Consider the following 26,338-nt stretch of genomic DNA (forward strand, 5'->3'; position numbering starts at 1 on the left):
TACGCGCATGGAAGGTGAGACCCTGTTCAGTAGTGGGCGATGATCGCGTCGAGCTCCGCCTGCGTGACCCGGACCGCGTTCGCGTGGCGCACGCCGGACGGAAAGCTGTACTGCGCGCTCGGGAGCTCCGTCCACGAGCCCGGATCCGTGTCGAGATCCGTCGTGCTCCAGCACCCGAACACACCGCCGTTCAGGTAGTAGTCGGCGAACAGGTACCATCGATCCTGCCGCGGATCCTTGATGACGAACGGTCCCTCCGTCGCTCGTCTCCTGCTCTGGGTCGACCCGCGCGTGATGTAGTCCGGGCTCCAGCGCGTGAACGTCGCCGGATCGAGCGCGAGCGTCGGGGAGCGCGCGATCTGGATGTCCTTGCCCGATCCGGTGAGCGCGCTCCCGCTGCTGTCCGTCTCGTCCTTGAAGAAGAGGTAGTTGCGGTCGTTCCATTGCGTGATCGTCGCGTCGATGACGCTGTAGCCCGGATCGAAGAGCACGTCGGGCGTCGGGTTGACGATGGTGACGAAGTCCTCGGTGTAGCTGACGTAGATGCGGTTCGCGCCCGTGGTGTCGTTTCCGGACCAGATGATCGCATAGAGCTTGCGATCGGGGTCGTAGTAAGCCTCCGGGGCCCAGGCGTGCATCGGGGTGGCCCCAGGGCCCGGGAGGTTCGTGAGCGTGATCAACCGGGGATTCGTGAAGGTGATGAGATCGGTCGAGTCCGCCACGAAGATCTTGGAGCTCGGGTGGTTCCAGTAGTTCGCGTCGTTCTCCGAGAGCGTCCAGTCCGTGGCGATATAGACGTACGTTCCATCGTTCTTGCGGAACAGGAACGGATCTCGGATGTGATTCGTGCCCATCCCGGTGAGCTGGTACGCAGGCCGTCCATTGGCGAGGGCCGACCAGCGAAGCCCGTCGGTGCTGTAGGCGAGGTGCAGCGAATCGCTCGGCACGTCCTGTTGCGGCCCGAAGTAGCTCAGCACCCAGGCACCCGGGGAGCAGCTGGTTGCGTTCCTCGTGGCCGAGTGCTCGCCGTTCGTACACCTGAGGCAGCTGCGGTCCGTGGTGCTGCTCCCCTCCGTGCCGACGTGCTCCCCTGGCACGCAGTCGGTCCACGCGACGCATGTCGTCGTGGGATCGGCGTCGTCGTCCCAGGTGCCGTCCGCGCAATCGACGAGCGCGGCGGTCCCGCCTGCGCAGTACGCGCCCGGCGAGCAGGCGTCACACTGCGCGGGCGTGGCGCTCGTCCCCGGCGCGGTCTGCCTCGTCCCCGGCGCGCAGGGCGTGTGCATCCTGCAGCTCGGCGCGTTCATCGTGTCGCTGAAGGTGTCCTCCGGGCACGCCGTGCACCGCCGGTCCGCCGTAGGCGAGCCCTCGGCGCTCGCGAAGGTGCCTGCGGCGCAGCCTGTCCATGCGACGCAGCTCGTCGCGCTATCGCCATCATGATCCCAGGCGCCCTCGGAGCACGCGGTGGGCTCGGCATCGGGTCCTGCGTCTCCGCCGGTCGTCGTCCCCGGGTCGCTGCACCCGGAAGTCCACAAGAGCGCCACAAGGAATCGTGCTCTCGATCTGCTCCCCGGACGTGCCATATCGCTCCTCGATCTTGCGCGTGGTTGCTTCGCCGACGGACGCTGGCGTGTGGTGCTCCGGAGCGCGGGATGACCTCCTGGTCCACTGCTGGTCCCGCTGACCGTTGCGCTCCCAGGTCAGAATTGCGGTGCTGTCCGCCGTCAGCCCGCGGTCGACGTCGAGGCACTGAGCGGCCTGTCCTGGACAAGGCGGAAGGATCGTTAGAGAGCCGATTGTGAACGTTCACATGGCCGGCGTCAACCGAAATGGCCCGGCGCTGCGCCCGGCGCCGGGCCCCCTGTCGGCTAGCTCGGCGCGTCGCGGCGGGGCGCCCCTGACCGGGGTCTCATGCGTCGATCAAACCACGTCCGGCGCCCGAGCTTCGTCCTCGGGAGACCCGACGCCCGCTCCGAGGTGGACGTGCGTCGAGGACGCCGCCGCCTCGAGCAGCCGGGGTGCCCCGGTGAAGGCGGGGTTGTCGCTCCTCGGGGGCATCTTGCTCATCGCCCGTTCGGCCATGGCGGTGATCGTGAGGGACGGGTTCACGCCCAGGTTCGAGGGCACCATCGAGCCGTCGACCACATACAGGTTCTCGTGGCCGAACACCTGGTTGTGCTGGTCGATCACCCCGCGCTCCGGGCTGTCGGCGATGGCGCAGCCGCCGAGGATGTGCGCGGTGGTCGGGACGTTGAGCACGGCCTCGTTGATGGCGTTGCGCGGGGTGCCGTTCATCAGCACGCCGAGCCGCTTGCCCACCTCGTTGGCGATGGGGATGTACGCCGGTGGCTTCGGCTGCCCCGGCGGCCTGTGGGTTGTCATGCCGCCGCGCTTCCAGACGAGCTGCATGTAGTTGTCCACCGTCTGCATCACGAGGAGGATCGTGGAGCGCCTCGCGAACTTGAACGGCAGGAGCCCGAAGATCAGGTCGATCGGGTGAAGCAGCCGTTGGCCCAGCCAGCGCAGCCAGCGCGGCAATCCCGGCCTGTCGTCGGTGAGCACCGTGCCGAGCGCGCCCATCACGTCGGAGCCGGCCGGGTAGCGCACCGGCTCGATGTGCGTGCGCGCGTCCGGGTAGATGCCGCTCGTGATCGCGATGCCGCGGGAGTAGTCGATCCGGTCGTCCCTCGCGGTCACGCCGAGGATGACCTCGCTGTTGGTGCGCACGTAATTGCCGAGCTGCGCGGAGAGGTGCGGTAAACGACCCTCGGCGCGCGCCCTGAGCAGGAGCTTCACCGTGCCCAGCACGCCGGCGCTGAGCACCACCCCCCGCGCCCGGAGCCGGCGGCGCCGCTTGTGGAGCAGCGCGGTGGAGCGCTCCAGGGTGAGCTCGTAGCCGCCGCCCGGGAGGGCGTCGATGGCGGTGACCATGGTCTCGGGCTGGATGGTGCAGCCCTTCTTCTCGGCCAGATACAGGTAGTTGAGATCGAGGGTGTTCTTGGCGCCGAAGCGGCAGCCCACCATGCATCCGCCGCAGTGGACGCACGTGGCGCGCTCCGGCCCCTCGCCGCCGAAGAACGGGTCGGGGACGCGCTGCCCCTCCTGCTCACCCTCCTTCGCGAAGAGCACGGCCACGTTCGTGACGTGAAACGTGTCCCCGCGGCCCATCTCGTCGGCGATCTGCCGGAGCTGCCGGTCCGCCGGCCAGAGCTTCGGGTTCGCTGTCACGCCGAGCATGCGCTTCGCGGTCTCGTAGAAGGGCATCAGCTCGCCGCGCCAGTCCGTGCCGGCGGGCCAGCCCGGGCCCGAGAAGGCCTCGAGGGGAGGCACGAGGAGGGTGCTGGCGTAGACGAGCGACCCGCCGCCCACGCCCGCGCCCGACAGGATGAGCGTGTCCCGGAGCAAGGTCAGCCGCTGGATGCCGTGACACAGCAGCCTGGGCGCCCAGAGGAACTTCCGTACATTCCAGTTGGTCCTGGGGAAATCCTCCTTGCTCCAGCGCTTGCCGCACTCGAGCACCGTGACCTTGTAGCCCTTCTCGGTGAGGCGCAGCGCGGAGACGCTGCCCCCGAAGCCGGAGCCCACGATCGCGAAGTCCACGTCGAAGTCCATGCGCACCTGCTTCTCGGAGCGCAGTATGGTCCAGCCGGCCTCCGGCGCCCACGGCGGACGCAGGTCCGTCCCGCCGCTCGCCCGCTCGCGCGCTCGCCGGAGAGCGCTCGGCCGCCGCGCGCACCAGGAGTCACAGAGAGCCTGCCCCTCTGCCACGCGGCGGAGCGGATGTCCTCGCTCGGCGCCAGGTGGTCGAGCACGCCGACCCTGGCGAGCAGTCGAGCGTGCCGTCGACGGGACGTCAGTGGCAGGTGGTGGGGAATCCCGACTGGCCGCCTCCGCGGCCCGCCGTCAGATCACGCCGAGCGCGATCATGGCGCGCGCGACCCGCAGGAACCCCGCGACGTTCGCGCCCACCACGTAGTTGCCCGGCACGCCGAGCTCCTCCGCCGTGTCGTAACACGTGCGATGGATGTTCGTCATGATCTCGGCGAGCCGCTTTTCGGTGTGCTCGAACGACCACGAGTCGCGGCTCGCGTTCTGCTGCATCTCGAGCGCCGAGGTCGCCACGCCGCCGGCGTTGGCCGCCTTGCCGGGGCCGAACGCCACCCCGGACTCGAGGAAGACGCGCACGCCCTCGGGCGTGGTGGGCATGTTCGCGCCCTCGGCGACGGCGCGGCATCCGTTCTTCACCAGCGTCGCCGCGTCGCGCGCGTTCAGCTCGTTCTGCGTCGCGCAGGGGAGGGCGATCTGACACGGCACCTCCCAGACGTTGCCGCCCGGCACGAAGCGCGAGCGCCGGCCGCGCCGCGTCGCGTACTCGCTGATGCGAGCGCGCTCGACCTCCTTCACCTGCTTGAGCAGCGCGAGATCGATGCCGTCGGGGTCGTGCACGTAGCCGCTCGAGTCCGAGCAGGCAATGACGTGGGCCCCGAGCTGCTCCAGCTTCTGGCCCGCGTAGAGCGCGACGTTGCCCGAGCCCGACACAACGCACGTCTTGTCCGCGAGCTTCTCGCCGCGCACCCGCAGCATGTCGGCGACGAAGTAGACGGCGCCAAAGCCGGTCGCCTCCTTGCGCACCAGCGAGCCGCCCCACGCGAGGCCCTTGCCGGTGAGCACGCCCGACTCGTAGCGGTTCGTGAGGCGCTTGTACTGCCCGAACATGTACCCGAGCTCGCGCTCGCCCACGCCGATGTCGCCCGCCGGCACGTCGGTGTACTCGCCGAGGTGGCGGTGGAGCTCGGTCATGAAGCTCTGGCAGAAGCGCATGATCTCGCCTTCGGACTTCCCCTTGGGGTCGAAGTCCGCGCCGCCCTTGGCGCCGCCGATCGGCATCCCGGTGAGCGCGTTCTTGAAGACCTGCTCGAAGCCGAGGAACTTGATGGTCCCGAGGTAGACCGTCGGGTGGAAGCGGATGCCGCCCTTGTAGGGACCGAGCGCGCTGTTCACCTGCACACGGAAGCCGCGGTTCAGCTGCACCTCGCCGCGGTCGTCGACCCACGGCACGCGGAAGATCACCTGGCGCTCGGGCTCACAGATGCGCTCGATGATCTTGTGCCGCGTCAGCTCGGGATGCTTGGAGAGCACCGGGCCGAGGGACTCGAGGACCTCACGGACCGCCTGGTGGAACTCCGACTCGCCGGGGTTGCGGCGAACGATTTGCGCGAAGAGTGGCTCAACTTTCTCGTCCAGATGCACCATGTCGAGGGGGGTATACACCGCCGCGGCGCGCGGTCCAGTCGCCGTCGCCATCGCGCCCGATCGTTCGGAGTATGCAGCCCGCCCATCGGGGTAGTATCGGTGTTGGATTGCTGATACAGCGTAATTTGACGCAGGCCGACAGAGGCAGCCGCTGCCCGGAGCACCGCGACATGTCGAACGAGACCACCCGCGCCTTCAACCACCTCGTTCCCCCGCACCTGGAGGACCCTTATCCCCTCTTCGAGGAGCTCCGGCGCGAGGCGCCGGTGGTGTTCAACCCGAGCTTCGGGATGTGGTTCGTCTCGCGTCACGAGGACGTCGCGGCCGTGGTCAAGGATCCGGTGCGTTTCAGCTCGGCGCAGGTCCTCGCGCCGATGCAGGAGCCCTCGCCCGAGCTGCTGGCGATCCTGGGCGAGGACCGGAGCGGCGTCTATCCGCTCCTGTCGAGCGATCCGCCGGTCCACACGCGGGTGCGCGGCCTCGTGAGCAAGGCGCTCGCGGGGCCGCGCCTCGCGGCGAGGATGGAGCCGTTCATCCGCGCGATCACGAGCGAGCTGGTGGGCGGGTTCGAGAAGGACGGGCACGCGGAGCTGATGGCGCGCCTCGCCACGCCGCTGCCGATCCGCGTGACCAGCCAGCTCTTCGGGATCCCGCTCTCGGAGATGGAGCAGGTCAAGCGGTGGTGCGACGACGAGACCATGTTCCTCATGGGCTTCCTGCCCGAGGAGCAGCGCGCGGAGCTGGCGCGCAGCATCGTCGCATACCGCGACTTTCTGCGCGCGCTCGTCGAGGACCACCGGGCGAACCCTCGCCCCGATCTGGTGACCGAGCTCATCGAGGCGCGCGCGGAGGGCGAGAGCCCGCTCGACACGCAGGAGCTGGTGGGCACGCTGTGCGTGCTGATCTTCGCGGCGCACCTGACCACGACGAACATGATCGGCAACGCGCTCGTGTCGATCCTGCGCGCGCCCGGCGCCTGGCAGGCGCTGCGCGATCGGCCGGAGGTGATCCCCGGCGTGCTCGAGGAGGCGATGCGCTTCGACGCGCCCGTGCAGGGAATGACGCGCACCGTGAGCGAGGACTGCCGGATCCGCGGGGTGGCCCTGCCGCGCGGCGCGCGGGTGTTCGTGCTGTTCGGATCGGCCAACCGGGACCTGCCCGGGGTGAAGGACCCCGAGCGGTTCGAGCTCGAGCGCGCGGCCGGGCCGCACCTCGCGTTCGGGCGCGGCCCGCACTTCTGCGTCGGCGCGCAGCTCGCGCGCATGGAAGGCTCGATCGCGCTCGACGAGCTGACGCGACGCCTGCGGGGCGCGCGCCTCGCCGGCGACGCGCCGCCCTCGTACGTGCCCAACCTCGTGCACCGCGGTCCGACGGCGCTGAACGTCGCGTGGGACGTGCCGACGTCCTGAGCGCTCTGAACACACCGTCACCGCGCGATCCCCGACCTCACCGGCAGGATGGCATCGTAACGGAGCCAACAGCGGCATCGGACTCCCCACGGCACCCGAGCTCGCCCGGAACGGGGGGCCCGCGTGGCCCGGGTGCGGCGGGCGATTTTTTTTCGGGGGCCGGTAGAAATCGTCGAGGCTCGCGCGTCATGGGGGCATCGGGACATGAAGTCCCGTGGAGGAGCGAAGGACATGCGGTTCATGATGCTGATCCACCACGACGAAGCCGCCCTCGCCGCGGCCCCTCAGAAGGAGCTCGGGGCCGAGTACGGTGCGTTCAAGGAGGCGCTCGCCAAGGCCGAAGGGTGCGCCGCAGGCGAGCGGCTGCAGCCGAGCTCCGCAGCGACCACCGTGCGCCGGCACGACGGCAAGACCGAGGTGCTCGACGGCCCCTATGCCGACACGAAGGAGCAGTTCGCCGGCTACTTCATCATCGAAGCTCCAAGCCTCGACGAGGCGATCGTCTGGGCCAAGCGCTGCCCCTCGAGCAAGTACGGCTCCATCGAGATCCGGCCGATCGTGGACGCCCAGGCGGGCTGGAAGCGCTGATGGTCGCGGACGAGGCAGCTCCGCCGCGCGCGCGGCGCCCCGCGAGGCGCGAGCGCGGCGACGTTCAAACGAGAGGTGAACCATGAAGGCGACAGCGAAGTCGATCGCGTACTGGATGACGACGGGGATCCTCGTGTTCGCGATGTCCAGCGGAGGCCTCTCGGAGCTCGCGCGACGGCCGGAGACGATCGACGGCATGAAGCAGCTCGGTTACCCCGTGTACTTCGTGATGATCCTCGGCGTATGGAAGCTGCTCGGGTCGCTGGCGCTGCTGGCGCCTGGACTGCCGAGGGTCAAGGAGTGGGCCTACGCCGGCATCGTCTTCAACATGACGGGCGCAGCCGTGTCCCACCTGGTTTGCCACAGCGCCGCGTGGCACGTCGCGGTGACACTCGGCTTCGCGGCGCTTGCCGTCGCCTCGTGGGCGCTTCGACCGGAGAGCCGGAAGCTCTGCCGCGATGCATCGATCGCTCCGCGCTGGAGCCTGGCCCCCGGCGCATCATCGACCGCCGCCTGAAGGGAGACGCTCGGTTTGAAGGAACGAACGACGTGCGCTTCATGATGGTGATCCACCACGACGAGGCGGCCCTCGCCGCGGCCCCGCAGAAGGAGCTCGGGGCCGAATACGGCTCCATCGAGATCCGGCCGATCATGGACGTCCAGGCGGGCTGGACGCGCTGATGGTCGCGGACGAAGCCGGCCGAGCCGCCGAGCGCGCGGCGCGCGAGAGCTACGGCCGCCTCGTCGCCTTCCTCGCCGCTCGCACCCGCGATGTGGCGGGCGCCGAGGACGCCCTCAGCGAAGCCTTCGCGGCAGCCCTGCGCATGTGGCCGGTGGACGGCGTACCGGACAACCCGGATGCCTGGCTGCTGACCGCGGCGCGCCGGCGGCAGACCGACGCCGCCCGCCGAAGGCAGACCCGCAAGGCCGGGGACGAGCAGGTGCAGCTCATCGGCGACGAGCTCGAAGCGATGGCAGACGAGCGGGACGCGATCCCCGACCGCCGGCTCGCCCTGATGTTCGCCTGCGCGCACCCGGCGATCGAGCAAGGGATGCGCACGCCGCTGATCCTCCAGACCATCCTCGGCCTGACCGCCGAGGACATCGCCGCTGCCTTCCTTGTCCCGGCCGGGACGATGGGACAGCGGCTGGTCCGGGCCAAGACCCGCATCCGCGACGCGGGCATTCCCTTTCGCGTACCCGACCCGGAGGAGCTGCCCGAGCGCGTCGCCGCGGTGCTCGACGCGATCTACGCCGCCTACACCAAGGGCTGGAACGAGATGGGCGATGACGCCGTCCCCGAGCTCGCCGACGAGGCGATCTGGCTGGGCCGGCTGGTCGTCTCCCTGCTCCCCGACGAGCCCGAAGCCAAGGGCATGCTGGCGCTGATGCTCTACACCACCGCCCGCCGCGCGGCCCGGCGCGACGCGGCCCGCGCCTATGTGCCGCTCGAACACCAGGACACGAGTCTCTGGGATGACGCGATGATCGCGCTCGCCGAGAGCCTCATGCGTCGCGCGAACGCGGCGGGCCCGAGCGGCCGCTACCAGATCGAGGCGGCGATCCAGTCCGCGCATGTCGCCCGCCGCCTGACCGGCATCGCCAACTGGCGGGCGGTGGTCGCGCTCTACGACCAGCTGCTCGCGCGCACGGGCTCGCCGGTCGTCATCCTCAACCGCGCTGTCGCGCGCGCCGAGGTCGACGGCCCGCGCGCGGCGCTCGCCGATCTGACGCCGCTCGATGCCGACAAACGCATGCTCTCCTACCAGCCCTACTGGGCCGCGAAGGGTCACCTGCTCTCCCGCGCCGGCGACGCCGCCCCGGCCGCCGAGGCGCTGACCATCGCCATCGGCCTCACCACCGACGAGGCGGTGAAGGATTACCTCCGGGGACAGCTGGCGTCGCTACAGGAAGGCTGACGCGCGTCGGCCTCGGCCTCCTCGAACGCGGTCCGATCGACTCGGCGCCGCGGTCTTTCTGCGTGGACAGCTCCTCGAAGCCATGGAGTGACGAGGACCCCTCGATCGTCGCGCGCAGCGCGCGACGGCGGGGTGTTCCTCGGCGCGAGCGAGGTGTAGGATGCCCCCTTGAACCAGCCCACACAATCCGGCCCCGATCTGCTCGACGTCCTCGAGGCGCGGTTCGGCTTCCGCGAGCTCCGCGCAGGCCAGCGCGCGGTCATGGATGCCTTGCTCTCTGGCCACAGCGCGCTCGCGGTCTTCCCGACGGGCGGCGGCAAATCGCTCTGCTATCAGCTCCCCGCGCTCCTGCTCGACGGGGTCACGATCGTCATCTCTCCGCTGATCGCGCTGATGAAGGATCAGATCGATTTCCTCACCGCGCGCGGCATCGCCGCGGTCCGGCTCGACTCGTCGCTGTCAGCCGACGACGCGGCGGAGGCGCACAGGGATCTGCGCTCGGGCAAGACGAAGCTGCTCTATGTCGCCCCCGAGCGGTTCGTGAGCGAGCGGTTCATGGCGCTGCTGAAAGAGCTCAAGATCGCCCTCTTCGCGGTCGACGAGGCCCACTGCATCTCCGAGTGGGGACACAACTTCCGCCCCGACTACCTGAGGCTCGCGGACACCGCCCGGGCGCTCGGCGTGCCGCGCGTGCTCGCGTTGACGGCCACCGCGACGCCCGGGGTCGTGCGCGACGTCTGCGCCACATTCGGCATCCGCGAGGAGCACACGGTCATCACCAGCTTCTACCGACCGAACCTCGAGCTCCGCGCGACGGCGGTGAGCGCGACCGCGCGCGACCGGGTCCTGATCGAGCGCCTGCGATCCCGGCCGCCCGGCTCCACCATCGTCTATGTCACGCTCCAGAAGACCGCCGAGCACGTGGCCGAGAAGCTCGCCTCTGCGGGGCTGCCGGCGCGCGCGTACCACGCCGGGATGGAGGCGGCGGAGCGCGCGCGCGTGCAGGACGACTGGATGCAGAGCGACCGCGGCATCGTGGTCGCCACCATTGCGTTCGGGATGGGGATCGACAAGCCCGACGTGCGTTATGTCGACCATTACAATCTCCCGAAGAGCCTCGAGAGTTACAGTCAGGAGATCGGCCGCGCCGGCAGGGATCAGGCGCACTCGGTTGTCGAGGTCTTCGTGTGCGGCGACGATCTGCCGGTCCTCGAGAACTTCGCCTACGGCGACACGCCGACCGAGGACGCGCTCCACGGGGTTGTCGGCGCCGTGCTCGCCGCGCCCCAGGTGGAGCTCGGCCTGCACACGCTGGGGACGCGCCACGACGTCCGGCCGCTCGTGCTCCGCACCGCGCTGACCTACCTCGAGCTGATGGGCGCGATCCGGCAGCTCACGCCGTACTATGCCGGCTACGAGGTGCGGCTCCACCGCAGGCTCGAGGAGGTCATCGCGTCGGCGAAGGGGGAGCCGGCGCGGTTCCTCGAGGCGCTCTTCGGCCATGCGAAGAAGGGGCGAGTGCTGTATTCGGTCGACCCGGCCGCCGCCGCGGCCGCGCTGGAGCAGCCGCGCGAGCGGGTGGTGCGCGCGCTCGAGTACCTCGAGCGGCAGGGGCTCGCGGAGCTCAAGGCGTCGGACATCCGGCACCGCTTCGTGCGCGTCGCCTCGGCGGACGACGCGGGCGCCCTCGTCGGCGAGCTCCTCGCGCGCTTCGCGAAGCGCGAGGACGCCGAGATCGGGCGCGTGCGGCAGGTGATCGAGCTGCTCACCTCGGAGCGCTGCCACCCCGCCGCGCTCGCCGCGTACTTCGGCGAGCGCCTCGACGCCGCGTGCGGGCGCTGCACCTTCTGCCGCACCGGCGTCGCCGTGACGCTGCCGGAGCCGGCGCACGCGCCGCCGATGCCGGTGGGGCTCGACGTCGCCGCGTTCACGGCGCTGCGCGCGGCGCACGCGGGCGCCCTGGGCCATCCCCGCCAGGCGGCGCGCTTCCTCTGCGGCCTCTCGAGCCCGGCGACCACCCAGGCCAAGCTCGCGCGCGATCCGCTCTTCGGCGCCCTCATCACGCGCCGGTTCGCCGAGGTGCTCGACTGGTGCGCCGGGCTCCCCCGCCTGGCCGGCGCCGCAGCGGCGACCTGACCAGGGCCGGCGCCGCCCCGGCCTGATCGGCGCTCCCGGCGGGAGGTGAGGATCCCAGGGCTCCTCAGCGCATCGCATGATCGGCGCCGGGGCGGGACCCCCGAAGGACTTCCACATGACACCGCATCGCCGTCGGACGATCTTTGCGAAGGAGTTCTTCGATCTCCAGTTCACCTTCGCGGAGCGGATCGCGGGGCTGTCCGGAATCTCGATGGATCGGGCCCTGCTCGAGTACACGAACCTGTATGTTCGGTTCGGCCTCGGGCGCGCCTTCGACCGTGAGCACGAGCTGTGGCGCGCCTACTCGGCCGGTTTGAAGACTGCCACAGACGGCCGTGAATGGACGTATCGCTTCTATCTGGAGGGCGGGGAGGCGAACACAGCGCCGGCTGTCCGCGCTACATTCGGTTGCTTTTCCTATGCTGTACTGGACAGTGACGTGGTCCGCTTGCACTTTCATAACACCGACCCCGAAGGGTGCTCGCCGCTATCAGCCTCGCGCGTTGAACATCGACGGGCAGAGCTGGCGAAGCTGTTCTCTCGGATCAGGTCGGACTTCCCGCAGGGGCTGGTCGTCGCAGGCGTCTCTTGGTTGTACAACCTCGACGCCTACCGAAGACTCTTTCCCGCCAGTTACTCCGCGTCGGCCCAGGCGCGTCACGGTCTATATCGGTCCATGCCGCTATGGGGCCAGTTCTTGGACCACACAGGCCACGTGAAGCCCACGATGACACAAGCGTTCCTGGAGGCCATCGCCAAGCGTGAGTCGATCGCTGACCTCGGAGGCTGCTTTCCCTTCCAGGTGCTGACCGTCGAGGCGCCGATTCAGGTGTTCTATGAGTTCTATGGCGTCTAGGATGGGCGTCACCGCCGAAGCAGTTCATCGACGTTGACCTGGGCCGGCGCCCGCCCATCTCCTGGGCCCTGGCCGCGTGCAGGGTGCCGCGGGGCGGCGCGGCCTCAGAGCTCGCCCACCTGGCTGTGCTCGTAGAAATCGACAAGCGCTCGGCCGCTGCGGCTGAGGCCCGCCTGGGCATTGATGTAGGGCACCGCGTCTCGGATCGCCTTCATCGTCAGCTCGATGTTCTTGTGCGTCCCGACCACGAGGGCGGTGTGGTGCTCCACCGCGCGCTCGGGCTGCGTCAAATAGCGAAAGAGCTCCTGAATGCGCGGTATCTGGATGCGGCCGCGGGTGCCGAACGTGTCGATGCCTTCTTCGCTGACCCGGCCCACCCCGCCGTAGAGGAACACGCTGCCTTCTCGCGCGTTGGTGCAAGGTCTCAGAAAAGCGCAGGTGCCCGCCTTGAGCTCGCCGTCGACCGCGCCCCAGGTGTTCTCCGCGCCGATGTCGGCCTGGGTGGCCAGGATCTCCTGGCGGGTGATGCGGGCGCCGGGGCGCATCACGCTCCTGGCCCAGACGCCGCAGTGGAAGAGATCCACCTCCTCACGCTCGTCATCGTACATGTTGTTCCAGTCGCCCAGCAGCGGCACGAGCCCGGAAGCGCACTGGAGCATGTACATCCCCATCCAGCCCGCGATGTCGGTCTCGCAGGCGGCGGGGATGAGCTTGTCCGAAAGCATGCTCATGCAGGTGCAGGGCATCACGCCCACCTCACCGCCGATCTGGTACTTCTGCATCTCCGTCCAGCAGCGCACCGCGATGCCGTCGAGGTCGTTCTCTTTCACGAAGCGATCGAAGACGACGCCCATCCGGGCGATCGCCTCCAGGGAGGCGCGCGGAACGTCAGCCGCTGCCATGTAGCCGGAGACCGCTTCCAGCTGAGCGGATAGCTCGCGCGGCGAGACCTTGCGCATCTGTCGATCGAGCGCGATCAGCTCCAGGCCGACCGTGCTCAGGCCCATGTGCCCCAGCAGCTCGGTGGAGACGTTGGTGACCGTCTGGAACGCGTCGGGCCCCGAGCCCACCAGCCCGAGGCGCACGCCGCGGCCCCGGCGGCGGAACTTCGATGCCAGGACGCAGCTCGCGTAGAAGGCGTGGAGATCGTCCGCGAAGGCCGCCGAGCGCACGGCTTCGCAATGCCTGGACGTGAGGGTGTACGGGTAGCCGATGTGGCGGAGCGCGTTGGCGGCCGAAAAGCGCCCGCACGCCCCGTCCCGCCGGCCCTTCTGTCCCATGCGTCCCAGACCGCGCGCGTCAGGCTCGGTGTGCAGCAGCACCGGCACATCGAGGTCGGCCAGCCGCAGAAAGTCCCGGATCCCATTTTCATCGGAGAAATTGTACATCGAGCAGATGACGCCGATGGCCCCGCCGCCGTCGGGAGCGCGGCGGTACTGCTGGGCGACGCCCGCGGCCGCGCGCGCGTCGGCGTAGGTCTCGACGTTGCCGAGATCGACGTAGCGCACGCGCTCGCCGAGCACATGGCCCACAGCCGACTGGGTGGCTCTCGCCCCCTCCTCCGCAAACTCCGTCGGAAAGAAACCTCGGTTGCCCATGAAGCCCAAGATCACCGGTTCACTCCGTGCCATCGCTGTCTCCTGGAGCAGGCGAGCTCGAGCCAGAATGACCTTGCCGCTCCAGCCCGCCGGCGAACGTCAAGGTGTTGTCGGATCGGCGTTCACTCACGCTGTGAGCGCCTCCTCGCCAAAGGTCCCCCTGGATCCGTGGAAATCGATGCCATGGATCCCTCGCGCGCGGGGGACCGCAAACACCGGCCGCGTATTCCGCTTCAAGACTATGCATGTCCGTGCTAGCGTCAACAGCTAATCCGAATTAGCTGAAGGGAGCCCGAGCTTGAGCGATCCCCCCGACCCCGCCCCCCCGCACGTGCCCGGTCTGCGTCCGGTCCGTATGAAGGACATCGCCGAACACCTGGGGTTGTCCCAGACCACGGTGTCTCACGTCCTGACGGGCAAGCATGCGAAATTTCGCATCAGCGCCGCCACGGTGGAGCGGGTCCGGGTGCTGGCCCAGGAGCTGGGCTATCGGACCAACGCCATGGCCCAGGCGTTCCGGGAGCAAAAATCGTACGCGATCTCCCTCGCCGTCGAGGACCTGTCGAACCCTGTCTGGGCCGGGATAGCCGTCGGCGCCGAGCGCGAGGCGGAGCTCCACGGCTACACCCTCGTGGTGAGCCACCTGGCCGGCAACGCGGGGCGCCAGCGTCGCGCGTTGCAGCTCGTGCACGAGTCCCGGGTGGATGGGCTCATCGTGTCCCCGGTTTCCGGAGGGGATTGCGATCTCATCGCGGCGCACGAGCAGGGGCTTCCCTTTGTGCAGATCGACCGGGCGGTCCCGGACCTCGACGTGGCGTGCGTGCGCACCGATCACGCCGCCGGTTCGGCGCTGGCGCTCCGCCACCTTCTCAGAAACAAGGATCGGTCGCTCGTCTACATCGGCGGCCCGCTCGACATCCCCACCTACCGACATCGTCTCGACGGGTTCCGGGCGGAGCTGGCGCGGAGCGGCGCCAAGGCGGCGGCCATCGAGGAGTTGAAGGAGGCCACCCCGGAAGAGGCCGAGGCGCGCATGGTCGAGCTTCTCCAGCGGGCGCGTGGACCTCTGGCCGTCTACGCAGCCAATTTCTGCACCACGGTCGGGACCCTGCGGGGCATCCGCGCCGCCGGCCTCTCCGTGCCCGACGAGATCGACGTCGTCGGCTTCGATGACATCCTGATGGCCGATCTCTTGCGCTATCCGGTCGCGACCGTCGATCAGGACGTCGGCGCGATCGGACGCGAAGCGGTCCGGCTGCTCCTCAAGAGGCTGGCGGGCGCCGAGGTCGCGCGAGAGGTCCTGCTCCCCCCGCGCCTCACCGCGCGAACATCGGACGTGCCGCGCAGCGAGAGGCGAGCTCGCGCGCGGAGAGACGACCGCTCACCGGATCAATTTCGGCGATCCAGGAGCGGCGGTCCCGGAAAGAACAAGGAATCCATATAGAACGCGAACTGGTAGGAGCGATGCGTTCTTGTTCTACTTCTTCTCACGTCTGTATCCCCGTTCTTCCACCTACGGCACCCGGCGTGGGGCAGGTCATCGCCGTCGTATGTCAGCCGCCCCGCCGGCGCAGCTCGGCTTCGAGCTCGGCGATGCGCCGCTCCGCCGACGCGCGGGCGGCCTGCTCGGCCTCTGCGCGCCGGCGCTCGGCCTCTGCGCGCCGACGCTCGGCCTCCTCGGGGGTGAGGACGAGCTCCGCCCCGTCGGGGGTGCGGGCGAGACGGAGCGCGGCCGGCAGGCCTGCGGCCGGGACGACGACCCAGTGCAGATCGAGCACGGTGCACGGGCTGCGCTCCCCCTCGACGACCCGCTCGACCAGATCGCCGTCGATGCGATCCCAGACCCGCAAGCGCTCCCCGGGCACGGCCTCAGGGTCGAACGCGACGAGCTCCAGCACACCGAGCTCGTGGTACTTGCCGAGCTTCTCCGCCCAGGTCTGCGGATCCGCGTCGTGCTCGCTCACGATCTCGACGGCGAGCTCGGGGGCCCCGCGCTCCCAGGTCTTCCACGAACCGAACGACGTGTCCGGGGTGCCGAGCCGGACGAAGGCGTCCGGCGCAAGGCACCGGCTCGGATCCGAGGCGGACCAGTAGACGAACTGGTCGGAGCCGATCGCCGCTCGATCCGAGAAGGTCTTGAGCACGACGTAGAGCAGGGTCCTGATCTCGAGGTGGCGCTTGGTCTCCGGCACGAGGGCCTCTTCCGGGAAGTGGAGGGGGGAGGGCGCGCGAACGTGACGGAGACGACGCGCGTGCGCGGCGTGTTGCATGGGGGGAGTATAGCCTCCCCGGGCCCTACCGTGCGGAGCAGCCATCGCCGAGGCAGCTCGGGCGGCCGAGCCCAGGCGCACACACGCCGGAGAGGGGGATCCCCTGCAGAACAAAATAAAAAGAAGAGGACGCCGGCCGGGGGGAGCCGGCGCCCTCTTCATGAGCGCGCGCTCCGAGGAGCGCCCGCCCGCGGTCAGTTCTCGAACCGGACGTTGTCCAGGTAGTACGGCCCCGAATTGCTGCTCACGTTGAAGTTGAACTGCAGCTTCACGTCGCTGGCCCCCGCGATCAGCGCGTTCTTGGTGGCCGTCGGCAGCGAGGCGAACTGGATCCTCTGGAACGACCCCCGCGTGATCGACGCGAGCGCGACATTGCCGGCCCACTGGTTGTTGATCCCGGCCGACGGGATCGAGATCAGCACCTCGAGGTTCCCCCAGCCCGGGTTCGGCTGCGCAGGCGACACGAAGAGGTCAACCGTGATCTTGTTGCCGATCGTGAGCCCCGCGGCGCTGAAGCTCGGGCTGACGATCGCGTTGAACGAGGTCGGCGTCTTCACCTGGAGCGAGGCGATGCCCTCCTCGACCCGGCCCGTGTGGACCGAGAGCTGGGCCTGCGTCGAGGTCCACGCCCCCGGCTTCTCGAACCCGAGGATCGGGTGATTGAACAGGAACTCCTCCATCACCTTCTTGCGGAACGGCAGGAACACATCGCTGAGCATCTTCGAGATGCGGAAGCGCTCCCGGGTCGTCGTCTCGTCGACCGGCTCGGTCTGCTCGGAGGTGTGGGTGAACCCCAGCGTCCGGAGAGGATTCTCGGGCAAGCCGACATCGAGGGGGCTCTCGGGATCGTTGAAGTCGGGCACGGGCTGGCCGTTCTCGTCCAGCGTCGTCTTGAAGAACTCGTTGTCGACGTTCACGGGCTCATGGCACCCCGCGCAGGCGAGCGACTGCGCGCGGCCCACGAGCTGCTCCGGGGTCAAGCCGCTCCCCATCGCGGTGAGCTTCGCCTGGATGCCGTTCCTGAAGGCCGCCGGCGCGGTGGTGAACTTGTTCAGGTAGTTGTTGTGGAGCGGGATCATCAGACTCTCGCCCGCCTCGTGCTGGCTGGGCACGGCCGCCCCGTAGGCGAAGCGGTTGATGTCGTCCGCGGCCGCGAGCCGCTCCACCACGCCGGGGAAGAACGTGCCCTGGAAGGCGGTGACGCGCTGATCGCCCGACGCGCTCGTGAAGAGCTTCCCGGCCGGGTTGTCCGACACGAACGAGGGCGCGATGAGCAGCCAGCCGCCGGTCGGACCGGCGTGCGCCGTCTCGAACTGCCGGAGCGACCAGGAGCTCAGCGGGAGGCCATTGGGCCTCACGAACTCGTTGGTGCGTATCTGGCCCCCCTCGGGGCCGTAGTGATCGATGTGAACGACGGGCTCGAACCCGCTCAGGCCATCGAAGTAGAAGTCGTGCAGCTCCGCCGCCCTCTCCGCCGGGCTCTTCGCCGGGTCCGACTGGTCGGCCCAGAACTGGACGACCGGGAGGCACCCGAGCCGCCCCTGGCTCGGGTTCGGGTTGGGGAGCTGGGCCTCGAAGATGATGAAGTTGCGGTTCAGGCCGTTGGTGATGCCCGACCGCTTCGCGAACACGATGCGATACTCGCCGCAATGGGCGCCGTCCGGCGGCGCGAGGTCGAAGCGGTTCGCCAGGGTCGTGGCCATGTAGGCGCTGTCGCTGCCCGGATCGGCGAACGGATCGCTGTCGATGTCGTCCGCGGTCCGGGGGCAGAACACGGGCCAGCCGTTGATCGAGCCGGTCTGGGTCTTCTCCTCGGGCGCGAGGGGGGGCAAGCCGACAGGAGGATCGTCCACGGGCTCCAGATCGCCGGCGTTCGGCGGCTCATCATCGCAGTTCGGGCCGATGTTGTTCGGGTCGCTCGATCCCGGCCGCTGGTTGTTCATGAGCTGCCGGAACAGCGTGAGCGGCGTCGTGGTGACGCTCGCGCCCGCCTGATCGATGAGCTGCTGGAGCACCTCCTCCAGCGTGAACGCGCCCACGACGTCGGTCTCCGTGACGAGGAGCGACTTCCGCGGATCGATGTCGAACTGCAGCGCGAGCGCCTGGGCGGCCTCGGTGGTGTCGCCCTCCAGGACATCCGCCGACCCGCCGTCCGCCGGCCCGGCGTCCGAGCACGCGACGGGCAAGAGCGCGAGCGCGATCAGCGCGGCGTGCCGCGACCTCCGCCACGCGCCGGCGGAGGCATCATCGGAGTGAGTGCGCACTGAACTGCTCGAACGCGACGACCTGGAGAACATGAGACCTCCTGAGAATGACCACGATGAGAGCGCAGCCGCGCTGCGCGGCGCGCGCGACGAAGGAGCGGCGTCCATGGCGGCGAGCGCGCGAGCGCGCCCCTGCTCCAGGAGCGAGGAGGCGCGCGCGCCCGATCCGGGCGTGCATCGCCGCTGGCCACGCCGCCGTGGCAGCGTGGCCTCATCGATTCATGGCATGGACGATCCGGTGAGCGCCTCTCCGCGCGCCGTTCTCTTCGGCGACGCCCCGGGCGCGATCACGAGCAGCGATGGTAGTCTGGTTTGCGATCAAATCAAGCGCTCTGGACTTTTCTATTCATGGTTCGCCCCGCGGCGCGCCGGCCAGCACGTTTTGCGCGATTCGCGCGCTGGGGGCGTCGTGCGCGCGAATCGCGCGAAAGCGCCTCGCGCGCCCGCGGCGCCGCGCCGCGCCGCCCGGGTTCGTCCCCGGCTCCATGAGAGAGGGAACCACAGAGTCACCAGCGGAGAGAACGAAGGTGCCGTGTGTCCTCTGGGTCTCGATCGGGTTTCACTTCTTTCCCATCACGGAGCGAGGGACGAGCCCGGGCGGCGCGGCGTCAGCCGGGAATCACGATAGGATCGCAGTTGGTGAACGAGAGCAGCGTGGCGAACGACAGCGCCGACACGGGGCTGCGGCGCTCCGCGTGAAACACGTCGAGCGGGTACTGCTGCCCGATCTCGAGCTCCAGCTTCCTGGCCAGGTCGTCGAGCATGAGGGTGGTCCCGGTGGGCTCGTGGACCCCGCCGAGGTCGACCACCAGGCGGTCGTTGATGAACACCCACAGATCGTCGTCGCTCGCGAAGACGAGGAAATCTCCCGCCTGGTACTCGAACGTCAGGTGGAGCTCGTACGTGAAGCCGTAGTTGTGGCGCGCGTCGTCGCGCGACGCCGCGTCCCAGCCTTCGCCGTCGATGGGGAAGAACGTCTCGTCGCTGAGGACGCCGATCCCGCGCTCCGTCACCTGGACGGGGGCGGCGTACGGGATCGGGACGTTGACCCCCGGCACGTCACGGAACCATTCATCGAAGCGCTCCGGCCCGGAGAGGACGTCCGGCGTGCCGTTGCTGCGATAGACCGGCTTCCTGTCGGGGCCGAGCCGCGCCTCGACCAGGCCGGACCGGCCCGTCCCCCCGCGATCCTCGAACGCCTCGAAGTCCGGGTGTCCGCCGCGCTCGGCGCTCCTGAAGTCGCGGATCCTCCCCTCGAACCGCCGCTCGCAGCGCCCGCCGCCGCCGGAGCTCGAGGCGACGCTGACGCCGGAGCTTGTCGCACCGACGCTGACGCCGGAGCTGGCCTCGGCGCCGCCGCCGCCGGAGCTGGCCTCGGCGCCGCCGCCGCCGGAGCTCGGCGCGACGCTGCCGATCCCGGAGCTGGCCTCGGCGCCGCCGCCGACCGACATGCCGTCTTGCTGGCCGTCCCCGAGCGGGATGCGGCCGATCGTGGCCACGTCGGTCGAGCACCCGGCGAACGGGAGCGTCGACGTCGCCGCGAGCAGGACCCAGAGCGCGGGCGGACCTCCTCGTCCGGGCGGCGCGGTGCGCCGGGGCAGGGGCGTCGACGATCGGCTCACGCTCCCTGAATGCGGCCGAGCCCGCCATCCTTCACGGGATCGCGGGCGGGCTCATCTTTTCTTCAGGGAGCGGCGTTGACGGCCCGGTTCACCCGATCGGCGTAGGAGGTCGACGGGTACCGCGCGAGGAACGACCCCGCGCGCGCCCGCGCCTCGTCGACGCGCCCGAGGCGCATCAGCGCGCGGATGGCGACGTACTCCCGCTCCTCCGCGAGCCGCCCCGCCGGGAACTCGCGCTGATGCTCGCTCACCGCCGCGAGCGCGGCGTCCGGGTCCTGCGCCGCCGCCGCCCTGGCCCTGTCGATGAGGTTCGACTCCCGGAGCAGCTCGTCGCCGTCGATCGCCGCGGCCTCCGCCGGCGCCGGCGCGGCCGGCCGGGTGTTCTTCGGCAGCTCCCGGCGCGGGACGGACGCGGCCGGGCGCGGCGCCTCCGGCGGCGGCGCGGCCTCCGGCGCCGGCGCGGGGGCCGGCGCGGGCAGGCCGCGGCCCCGGCGCGAGACCAGCTCCTCCAGCGGCAGGTCCGCGAGCTGCGCCGCGGTCGCCGGGGCGCCGGCGCGCTGGCCGTCGTCGAGGGCGAGGTAGAGCCCGGCGCCGCCGATCCCGAGGCCCACCGCGACGAAGATCCCCTTGACCCACATCGGCAGCGTCGCCCCGGCGCCCGCGCTGGCCGTCCCGAGCGGCGCCACGCGGGCCGCGGTGCGCGCGAACTCGGCGGACGTCATCGGCCGAGGGCGCGACGCGGCCAGGAGAAGCTCGCGCGCCCCGTCGGGGGCGCTCCCACTGTCCAGGATCCATCGCTTCGGATCGCTCATGTCCTCCCCCTGCGCGCCCGCTCGGCTTCGACCTTCTTTAACAGATTCGCGAACTCTTTGCGCGCCGCATGGAGCCGCGAGTAGACCGTCCCGACGGGGACGCCGATCAGGCTCGCGATCTCGTTGCAGGGCATCTCTTCGATCTCGAACATGACAAACACGGCTCGCCGGTCGAGATCCATGGCCTCGAGGATCGCCTCGAGCTGCAATCTCGCCTGTTGTTGGGAGGTGATCTCTTCGGGGCCTCTCGCCGAGTCCGGCACGTCGTCGACCACCTCGCCGAGCCGCTCGCGCCGGGTGTGGGCGCGGCGGCGGTGCGAGGCGGCGACCCGCCGGCAGATGGCGAACAGCCAGGTCGTGACGGGGCACGCCCAGTCGAACGAGGGGAGCCGCCGCTGGACGACGATGAAGACGTCCTGGAACGCGTCTTCCAGGTCGGGCTGCTGGATGCCGAACCTTTGCAGGGTGGCCCACACGAAGCCGCTGTGCTCGGCGTGCAGGGCGACGAGGTTCTGCGGCGGCTGCCTGGCGCTGCCGAGGACCTCCGCGGTCATGCATTGCTCCACGGCTTGATGAATGCGGGCAGGCGGGGGATCCTTCATCAAAAGGTGACGCCGGCCCCCACGAACGCCGCGCCGCCGACGGCCGGCTGCTCGAAGGGCGGCGGCTGCTCGCCCTCGAGCCGGAAGCTGTACCGCGTCATGGGGGCGAAGAGGTCGACGCCCGTCTCGATCCGCAGCGGCCCGACCACGCGGATCCCGAGGCGCGCGCCCGCCCCGGCGCTGACCCACCCGCGCGCGCCGGGATCGGTCGGGACATACCGCTCGTCCTCGTCGATGACGGCGTAGACGGCGCCCGCGAGCACGCGGCCGCAGAGACCAAGGGCGACAGCGTCGCTGTGGACCGCCTCGACGCACGCGCCGAGCCAGCCCGCGCTGAGGCCGAAGGCGAAGGTCGCGTCGGTCGCGTGCTGCTCCGGGAGCCACAGCGCCCCGGTCTCCACCGTCCATCGCGGCAGGACGGACCACGCGCCCGTCAGGGCGACGCCGGCGCCGGGCGAGGGGACGAGGCCGACGGACGCGAGCCCGCGCCAGGTGATCGAGACCCCGACGGGCGGCGGGGGCGGGGGCGGCGGCGGGGGCGTGGCCCGGGTCTCCGCTGGCCAGGGGAACGGCGGCTCCGGCGCCTTTGCGGCCGCCGGAGCCGGCGGGGGCGGGGGGCGCGGCGGCGGCTCGGTGGACGGCGGCGGCGGCGGGTCGGGGGAGGTGAGCTTGGCGTCGGGATCGACAGCGAGGACGATGATCTGCGTCACCGCGGCCGTGATCCCGTCGCAGCTCATCCCGTGATCGGCGATCGTGCGGACGGTCGGGGGGGCGCCGTCGCACCCCTCGGTCCGGACCTGGGCCGACCACGCCCCGGGCTGCCCGCGCACCACGGCCTCGATCGAGGTGACCTTGCCCGTCGTGACGAGCTCCCGCCCGAGCCGGCGCGAGACCTCGGCGCGGACCTGGGACGCCGAGGGGCACTGGGCCTCTGCCCCCTCGAGGCGCGCCCACGACACGTCCGCGGCCGCGAGGTCGCACTCCTCCGCGCGCGCCCCGGCCGGCGCCATCGCCGCGCTCGCGAGGACGACCGCGACCAGCGCGCGCGCGCCCCCCGCGCTCGTCATCGCGTGCTCCTCGCCGGCTGTTCGGGGGTCCTTCGGGCGACGGAGCGACTTCGTGCGGAGCGGCGCGTCATGACGGAGATGTTAGCTCACGTGCCAATCGGAGCGCGGTCGTGTACACCCGGGGGGGCGACAAGTCACACCAATTTACGCTGCCATTGCTGGCTGCCTTCCTCGCGTGTACACGAGAAGCGCGGGGTGGAGAAGGCTCGACGGGCGGGGCTCCTCATCCCGTCTCGGCGCGCGCTCCTCGCGCGGAGGTCGCATCGGGTAGGTGCGTCACGGTGGGCGCTGGCGATGCCGACGCCCGGACCCCGCCGCAACCCGCGCGCCGATGGGCCGCTGGAATTTTACACGATGTTTCTCTCGGGGGGACCCGTGAGGCCATCGGCCGTGACGGCGCCGGGCCTCGCCCTCGGGGGCGCCTCACCCGGCCGCTCCGTTCTACGGCTTCTTGCCTACCGCGTAGAACACGCCCACGGCGCCCCACGCATCCGGGTCGCTCGCGACCGCGTACACGTTCGCGAGGTCCTGCTCCGCCTCCTCGATCTGGCTCGCGGGGATGAGCTCCCGCTTGAAGCCCGTGATGATGTCGAGGAGGTTCTTGAGCCCGAGATCCTGGCTCGTCACCGGGAGCACGCTGCTTCGCACGTCCGCGAACCCGGCGGCCTTGAAGAGGCCGTAGAGCTTGCGCCCGATCGCCCGGTCTCCTCCCTTGGCGCGCTGCGCGGCGGCGGCCTTCGCGACGAAGGCCGGGAACCGCGCCGGCTCCGGGTGCAGCATGAGCCACCCGTCGTCGATGTCTCCCACGCACACCATGCCGCCGGGCCGGAGGACGCGGAAGATCTCCGAGAGCGCCCGCTGCGGCTGGTCGAGGTGCTGGAACAGGAAGCGCGCGTAGACGACGTCGAACGAGCCGGCCTCGAAGTGCAGCTCGTACGCGTTCCCCCGGCGGAACTCGAGGTTCTCGACCTGCTCCTCCTGCTGCACGGCGCGGGCGATCGCGATGAATCGATCGTTCGCGTCGACGCCCACGACGTGGCCGGGGGCGACAGCCCTCGCCAGCTCACAGCTCACCACCCCGGGCCCGGACGCCAGGTCGAGCACCCTCATGCCCGGCTTGATGCCGAGCTTCGCCCAGACAGCGCGCTCGAGGGCCATCCCCACGCGCGCCTGATGCTTGAGGCGCCCGAGCTCGACGTCATTGTCGCGGAACGCCCCGAACTCGTACGACCCGGTCTCGCCATTCTGCATCATGATTCCTCCGCCCTCCTGCCCCTTGCGCGGCGCGAAGCGCGCCAGGTGGCGCGCCAGCTCCGCGCTGTCGGGGACCGTGAGATCCTTCTCCAGCCACACGATGTCGACCCACTGCTCGCGCAGGAAGGCCGCCTCGCGCAGGCGCGCCACCTCGGCGAAGCCCGCCGCGAGCACGCCCCGCAAGCTCGTCACGTTCCTGCCGAGCACGATGGATATGAGCGAGCGGAAGCCGCGCTCGCGCGCCGCGCCCAGCAGGTGGCAAAGGAGCTGCGCCCCGACGATGTTCCCGCGCCTCGATCGGTCGACGTAGATCGCGATCTCGGCGACGTCGGCGACATCGGGCCTGGTGGACCACCGCTTCAGCGACGACCAGCCGAGGACGCGGCCGTCGTCGGACGTCGAGACGAAGGTGGGGTACCGATCCCCGCTCTCCCTCATCGCCTTGAGCCGGTACTCCGCCGTCTGGGGGGTCAGATCGCAGTTGGCGAAGCCCTGCTCGTCGAGGTTCTGGTTGTAGATACGGGCGATCGCCTCTGCGTCTTCCGTGGACGCCTGCCGGATCATCTTCGATGCTCCTCTTCAGGACACCATCGCCTGGAGTACCGTGACCTCCGCGAGGCGATCTGACGACGTTGACGGGAGCCGCAGGTACCCGGCCTTCGTGAAGCCGGCGCGCTCGATCCAGCAGGGGACGAGGGGATCGCTCGACAGGGCGAGCGCGACGACCGAGTGAAAGCCGTTGCGCCTCGCGGCGTCGATCATCCGCGCGACGAGCGCCTTCCCGTGCCCGCGGCGCCGGTGCGCCGGCGCGACGTACGTGAACATCTCGACGGTCGGCGCGTACGCCGCCCGCTCGTGGAACCGGACCAGCGCGGACCACCCCACGACGCGGGCGTCTTCCTCGACGACGTAGGCGGGGTACGCCTCGGTCGTGAACAGCCAGCGGCGGACCTGCTCCGCCGCCTGCTCGCCCGCGTGGTAGGTGAGCTCGCGCGCGCGGATCGCCTCGTTGTAGATGCCGGTCATCGCGTCGACGTCGCCTGGCTGCGCTTGCCGGATGATCGCCATGTCCCTGCCCCCTTTCGCTACGCTGCCCGCCGGTCCCGCCGTGGAGCCGCTTCTCTCCTGGCAGAGACGAGCAGGCCCCAGGCGTAGGACACGAAGAAGATCGTCCCGATCGACACCGACGGCGCGACCGTCGCGAGGATGTTCGGCGTCCCCGTGAGGGCGTGGACTCCCCACATGGCCGAGGCGCCGATCAGCGTGGTGCCGAGGGACGCCGCGAAGAAGCCCTGCAGCGGGGTCCTCCCCAGGCGAAACAGCCGTTCGAGGAGGAGGACCATCGAGAGCGTCGCCGCGAAGCTCAGGCACGCCTGGGTGAGCCCCGCCCGGATCGCCGGAGGCCCGCCGTGCGGCCAGTTGCACGCGGCCGCCCACAGGCCGTAACCGAGCGCCGACGCGAGCGCGGTGATCAGGGGACGAGCGCTCGCGCCTGCCGGCTGTCGGACGGTGGGTGCTGACATGGCAGGTTCCTGTTCAGCCTCGCGCGACACGCAGGGGTGCGACACGGAAGTCATGGTGAACCGAAGCGCCGTGTGGCCGTTCGTCGAAGAGACGGCGCCTCACGACAGGGCGACAGAACCCTACTGAGCTCAGCCACCCTTGTCCACGCTTTTGTGGTCACAGGAGGCCATGTCCGCGTGATCGCGCCTGATCGCGCGAGGTTCGAAGCTATCGTTTTCTTGTGGCTGAAAAGTGCGTTGATGGCGAAAGGTTAAGAATCGTGAAGGCGCTGCGCTGCTGCGAACAAGTATCGTCCGTATTTTAGTGTTAACCGTGTTGCGTGCGCCAGCGGGCCGCATGAGAGTTGCGGCACACGGCGTCCCGTCCGTAGCAGCAGTTGGGGGCGATTCTTGGGTCGGCTGACTTGTCTACTGTGAACGGAGTTGTTATGTCGCTGAACGAGCATTTTGTTGCGCGGTATCAGGAGCTCGCGAAGACGCGGCCCCCGATGGAGCTGCTCCGGAGGGTCATGACAGGCGACGAGTTCCCGAGCGACGAGGTGGACCCGCTCTGTACCGAGGACCCGACGCACCCTTATGGGCGTCGGGTTCTCCTCCAGACCGAGCACGCGGAGGTCATGCTGGCGACCTGGACGCGCGGGACGCCGTGCGCGCCCCACGATCACGGCGGCTCGGAGGGGGCCGTGCGCGTCGTGCGCGGCGCCGCGATCCACTGGCAATGGCAGGTGCGGCACAACGGCCTGTGCCTCGTCCGCGAGGAGCGCGTGAAGGCCGGCGACGTGCTCGAGGTCAAGTCCGGCCTCGTCCACTCCATGGGAGACGCCGGCGAGCGCGAGCCGCTCGTCACGCTCCATTTCTACGCCGGGCCCATCGATCACATGATCGTGTACGACATCAACCATCAGCGGACCTTGATGGTGGACGGGAGCTGCGGTGCGTGGCTCCCCTGGGATGCTCCTTCGCTCATCCGGTGCATGCTGCCGGGGATCCGGTCCGCGGGTGCGTTCTCTGAGGCTGCCCGCCACGATCGCGCCTCCGGCAGCGAGGCCGTGGCGAGCGCCCACGCGGCGAGCTGAAGCGCGGCGGCGCCGCTTGCCCGCCGGGGGAGCGTGAGACCCCCGAGGGGCGGGCCACGGCGGCTCTCCTCGTGGGGTGGGCGGGAGAT

At 70.1% G+C, this 26,338-nt stretch carries 23 protein-coding genes; 10 read left to right on the forward strand and 13 right to left on the reverse strand.

The window, feature by feature from the left end; all coding sequences use genetic code 11:
* Positions 1 to 26: 26 nt before the first annotated feature.
* A complete protein-coding gene (locus tag WME76_RS07745; RefSeq protein ID WP_437959542.1) occupies positions 27 to 977 on the reverse strand; it encodes a glycoside hydrolase family 43 protein in 951 nt (316 codons plus the stop codon).
* Between the two features lie 79 nt (positions 978 to 1,056).
* On the opposite strand from WME76_RS07745, the gene WME76_RS07750 reads away from it, so the two are divergent.
* Positions 1,057 to 1,440, forward strand: a complete 384-nt coding sequence (locus tag WME76_RS07750; protein ID WP_437959543.1) for a hypothetical protein — start codon at positions 1,057 to 1,059, stop codon at positions 1,438 to 1,440.
* A 480-nt stretch (positions 1,441 to 1,920) separates the two neighbouring features.
* Here WME76_RS07750 and WME76_RS07755 read toward each other — a convergent pair whose 3' ends face one another.
* Together WME76_RS07755 and gdhA are read right to left on the reverse strand one after the other, a co-directional pair.
* Positions 1,921 to 3,612: a GMC oxidoreductase gene (locus WME76_RS07755; protein WP_437959544.1), complete on the reverse strand. Its 1,692-nt coding sequence runs from the start codon at positions 3,610 to 3,612 to the stop codon at positions 1,921 to 1,923.
* 291 nt (positions 3,613 to 3,903) lie between these two features.
* A complete protein-coding gene (gene gdhA / locus WME76_RS07760) occupies positions 3,904 to 5,253 on the reverse strand; it encodes an NADP-specific glutamate dehydrogenase (RefSeq protein ID WP_437962087.1) in 1,350 nt (449 codons plus the stop codon).
* Between the two features lie 170 nt (positions 5,254 to 5,423).
* Between gdhA and WME76_RS07765 the strand changes: the two genes are divergently transcribed.
* The 7 genes from WME76_RS07765 to WME76_RS07795 all read left to right on the forward strand — a co-directional run bounded on the left by WME76_RS07765 (position 5,424) and on the right by WME76_RS07795 (position 12,161).
* A complete protein-coding gene (locus WME76_RS07765) occupies positions 5,424 to 6,662 on the forward strand; it encodes a cytochrome P450 (RefSeq protein ID WP_437959545.1) in 1,239 nt (412 codons plus the stop codon).
* Between the two features lie 204 nt (positions 6,663 to 6,866).
* On the forward strand, positions 6,867 to 7,250 hold the full coding sequence (locus tag WME76_RS07770; protein WP_437959546.1) for a YciI family protein: 384 nt from the start codon (positions 6,867 to 6,869) through the stop codon (positions 7,248 to 7,250).
* 82 nt (positions 7,251 to 7,332) lie between these two features.
* Positions 7,333 to 7,767 (forward strand): DoxX family protein, encoded by a 435-nt coding sequence (locus WME76_RS07775; protein WP_437959547.1) that lies wholly within the window; start codon positions 7,333 to 7,335, stop codon positions 7,765 to 7,767.
* A 32-nt stretch (positions 7,768 to 7,799) separates the two neighbouring features.
* Positions 7,800 to 7,931, forward strand: coding sequence for a hypothetical protein (locus tag WME76_RS07780; protein WP_437959548.1), 132 nt, complete (start codon positions 7,800 to 7,802; stop codon positions 7,929 to 7,931).
* Positions 7,931 to 9,169 carry an RNA polymerase sigma factor gene (locus WME76_RS07785; RefSeq protein WP_437959549.1) on the forward strand — a complete coding sequence of 413 codons (1,239 nt, stop codon included), beginning with the start codon at positions 7,931 to 7,933 and terminating at the stop codon, positions 9,167 to 9,169. Before WME76_RS07780 ends, WME76_RS07785 begins: the two co-directional genes overlap by 1 nt.
* Positions 9,170 to 9,337: 168 nt before the next feature.
* Positions 9,338 to 11,305 carry a RecQ family ATP-dependent DNA helicase gene (locus WME76_RS07790; RefSeq protein WP_437959550.1) on the forward strand — a complete coding sequence of 656 codons (1,968 nt, stop codon included), beginning with the start codon at positions 9,338 to 9,340 and terminating at the stop codon, positions 11,303 to 11,305.
* A gap of 115 nt (positions 11,306 to 11,420) precedes the next feature.
* Positions 11,421 to 12,161 (forward strand): hypothetical protein, encoded by a 741-nt coding sequence (locus tag WME76_RS07795; protein WP_437959551.1) that lies wholly within the window; start codon positions 11,421 to 11,423, stop codon positions 12,159 to 12,161.
* A 104-nt stretch (positions 12,162 to 12,265) separates the two neighbouring features.
* Here WME76_RS07795 and WME76_RS07800 read toward each other — a convergent pair whose 3' ends face one another.
* Positions 12,266 to 13,792 (reverse strand): L-fucose/L-arabinose isomerase family protein, encoded by a 1,527-nt coding sequence (locus WME76_RS07800; RefSeq protein ID WP_437959552.1) that lies wholly within the window; start codon positions 13,790 to 13,792, stop codon positions 12,266 to 12,268.
* A 322-nt stretch (positions 13,793 to 14,114) separates the two neighbouring features.
* Here WME76_RS07800 and WME76_RS07805 point away from each other — a divergent pair, with 322 nt between their 5' ends.
* The gene (locus tag WME76_RS07805) at positions 14,115 to 15,203 is read left to right on the forward strand and encodes a LacI family DNA-binding transcriptional regulator (RefSeq protein WP_437959553.1); all 1,089 of its coding nucleotides are present in this window, start codon (positions 14,115 to 14,117) and stop codon (positions 15,201 to 15,203) included.
* 109 nt (positions 15,204 to 15,312) lie between these two features.
* Here the strand turns inward: WME76_RS07805 and WME76_RS07810 are convergent, their stop codons facing one another.
* The 9 genes from WME76_RS07810 to WME76_RS07850 form a co-directional block, all read right to left on the reverse strand.
* A complete protein-coding gene (locus WME76_RS07810; RefSeq protein WP_437959554.1) occupies positions 15,313 to 15,951 on the reverse strand; it encodes a Uma2 family endonuclease in 639 nt (212 codons plus the stop codon).
* 272 nt (positions 15,952 to 16,223) lie between these two features.
* The gene (locus tag WME76_RS07815) at positions 16,224 to 18,293 is read right to left on the reverse strand and encodes a hypothetical protein (RefSeq protein ID WP_437959555.1); all 2,070 of its coding nucleotides are present in this window, start codon (positions 18,291 to 18,293) and stop codon (positions 16,224 to 16,226) included.
* Positions 18,294 to 18,901: 608 nt separating this feature from the next.
* On the reverse strand, positions 18,902 to 19,915 hold the full coding sequence (locus tag WME76_RS07820; protein ID WP_437959556.1) for a fibro-slime domain-containing protein: 1,014 nt from the start codon (positions 19,913 to 19,915) through the stop codon (positions 18,902 to 18,904).
* Between the two features lie 62 nt (positions 19,916 to 19,977).
* On the reverse strand, positions 19,978 to 20,727 hold the full coding sequence (locus tag WME76_RS07825; protein ID WP_437959557.1) for a hypothetical protein: 750 nt from the start codon (positions 20,725 to 20,727) through the stop codon (positions 19,978 to 19,980).
* The gene (locus WME76_RS07830) at positions 20,724 to 21,281 is read right to left on the reverse strand and encodes an RNA polymerase sigma factor (RefSeq protein ID WP_233562473.1); all 558 of its coding nucleotides are present in this window, start codon (positions 21,279 to 21,281) and stop codon (positions 20,724 to 20,726) included. The genes WME76_RS07825 and WME76_RS07830 overlap by 4 nt, the downstream gene beginning before the upstream one ends.
* 47 nt (positions 21,282 to 21,328) lie before the next feature.
* Positions 21,329 to 22,396, reverse strand: coding sequence for a hypothetical protein (locus tag WME76_RS07835; RefSeq protein ID WP_437959558.1), 1,068 nt, complete (start codon positions 22,394 to 22,396; stop codon positions 21,329 to 21,331).
* Between the two features lie 441 nt (positions 22,397 to 22,837).
* Positions 22,838 to 24,214 carry a GNAT family N-acetyltransferase gene (locus tag WME76_RS07840; RefSeq protein WP_437959559.1) on the reverse strand — a complete coding sequence of 459 codons (1,377 nt, stop codon included), beginning with the start codon at positions 24,212 to 24,214 and terminating at the stop codon, positions 22,838 to 22,840.
* A gap of 15 nt (positions 24,215 to 24,229) precedes the next feature.
* Entirely contained in the window at positions 24,230 to 24,718 is a 489-nt protein-coding gene (locus WME76_RS07845; protein WP_437959560.1) for an N-acetyltransferase family protein, read from the reverse strand.
* Positions 24,719 to 24,735: 17 nt separating this feature from the next.
* A complete protein-coding gene (locus WME76_RS07850; RefSeq protein WP_437959561.1) occupies positions 24,736 to 25,173 on the reverse strand; it encodes a hypothetical protein in 438 nt (145 codons plus the stop codon).
* Positions 25,174 to 25,601: 428 nt separating this feature from the next.
* On the opposite strand from WME76_RS07850, the gene WME76_RS07855 reads away from it, so the two are divergent.
* Entirely contained in the window at positions 25,602 to 26,249 is a 648-nt protein-coding gene (locus WME76_RS07855) for a cysteine dioxygenase (RefSeq protein ID WP_437959562.1), read from the forward strand.
* Positions 26,250 to 26,338: the final 89 nt, after the last annotated feature.

It is taken from the genome of Sorangium sp. So ce119 (assembly GCF_051524405.1).
GTDB classification, from domain to species: domain Bacteria; phylum Myxococcota_A; class Polyangia; order Polyangiales; family Polyangiaceae; genus Sorangium; species Sorangium cellulosum_G.

Excerpts from the sequence above, each read along its gene's own strand:
- WME76_RS07755 (WP_437959544.1), bottom strand. The coding sequence starts at position 3,612 with ATGGACTTCGACGTGGACTTCGCGATCGTGGGCTCCGGCTTCGGGGGC.
- gdhA (WP_437962087.1), bottom strand. The coding sequence starts at position 5,253 with ATGGTGCATCTGGACGAGAAAGTTGAGCCACTCTTCGCGCAAATCGTT.
- WME76_RS07765 (WP_437959545.1), top strand. The coding sequence starts at position 5,424 with ATGTCGAACGAGACCACCCGCGCCTTCAACCACCTCGTTCCCCCGCAC.
- WME76_RS07770 (WP_437959546.1), top strand. The coding sequence starts at position 6,867 with ATGAAGTCCCGTGGAGGAGCGAAGGACATGCGGTTCATGATGCTGATC.
- WME76_RS07775 (WP_437959547.1), top strand. The coding sequence starts at position 7,333 with ATGAAGGCGACAGCGAAGTCGATCGCGTACTGGATGACGACGGGGATC.
- WME76_RS07785 (WP_437959549.1), top strand. The coding sequence starts at position 7,931 with ATGGTCGCGGACGAAGCCGGCCGAGCCGCCGAGCGCGCGGCGCGCGAG.
- WME76_RS07795 (WP_437959551.1), top strand. The coding sequence starts at position 11,421 with ATGACACCGCATCGCCGTCGGACGATCTTTGCGAAGGAGTTCTTCGAT.
- WME76_RS07800 (WP_437959552.1), bottom strand. The coding sequence starts at position 13,792 with ATGGCACGGAGTGAACCGGTGATCTTGGGCTTCATGGGCAACCGAGGT.
- WME76_RS07805 (WP_437959553.1), top strand. The coding sequence starts at position 14,115 with ATGAAGGACATCGCCGAACACCTGGGGTTGTCCCAGACCACGGTGTCT.
- WME76_RS07825 (WP_437959557.1), bottom strand. The coding sequence starts at position 20,727 with ATGAGCGATCCGAAGCGATGGATCCTGGACAGTGGGAGCGCCCCCGAC.
- WME76_RS07830 (WP_233562473.1), bottom strand. The coding sequence starts at position 21,281 with ATGACCGCGGAGGTCCTCGGCAGCGCCAGGCAGCCGCCGCAGAACCTC.
- WME76_RS07835 (WP_437959558.1), bottom strand. The coding sequence starts at position 22,396 with ATGACGAGCGCGGGGGGCGCGCGCGCGCTGGTCGCGGTCGTCCTCGCG.
- WME76_RS07840 (WP_437959559.1), bottom strand. The coding sequence starts at position 24,214 with ATGATCCGGCAGGCGTCCACGGAAGACGCAGAGGCGATCGCCCGTATC.
- WME76_RS07845 (WP_437959560.1), bottom strand. The coding sequence starts at position 24,718 with ATGGCGATCATCCGGCAAGCGCAGCCAGGCGACGTCGACGCGATGACC.
- WME76_RS07850 (WP_437959561.1), bottom strand. The coding sequence starts at position 25,173 with ATGTCAGCACCCACCGTCCGACAGCCGGCAGGCGCGAGCGCTCGTCCC.
- WME76_RS07855 (WP_437959562.1), top strand. The coding sequence starts at position 25,602 with ATGTCGCTGAACGAGCATTTTGTTGCGCGGTATCAGGAGCTCGCGAAG.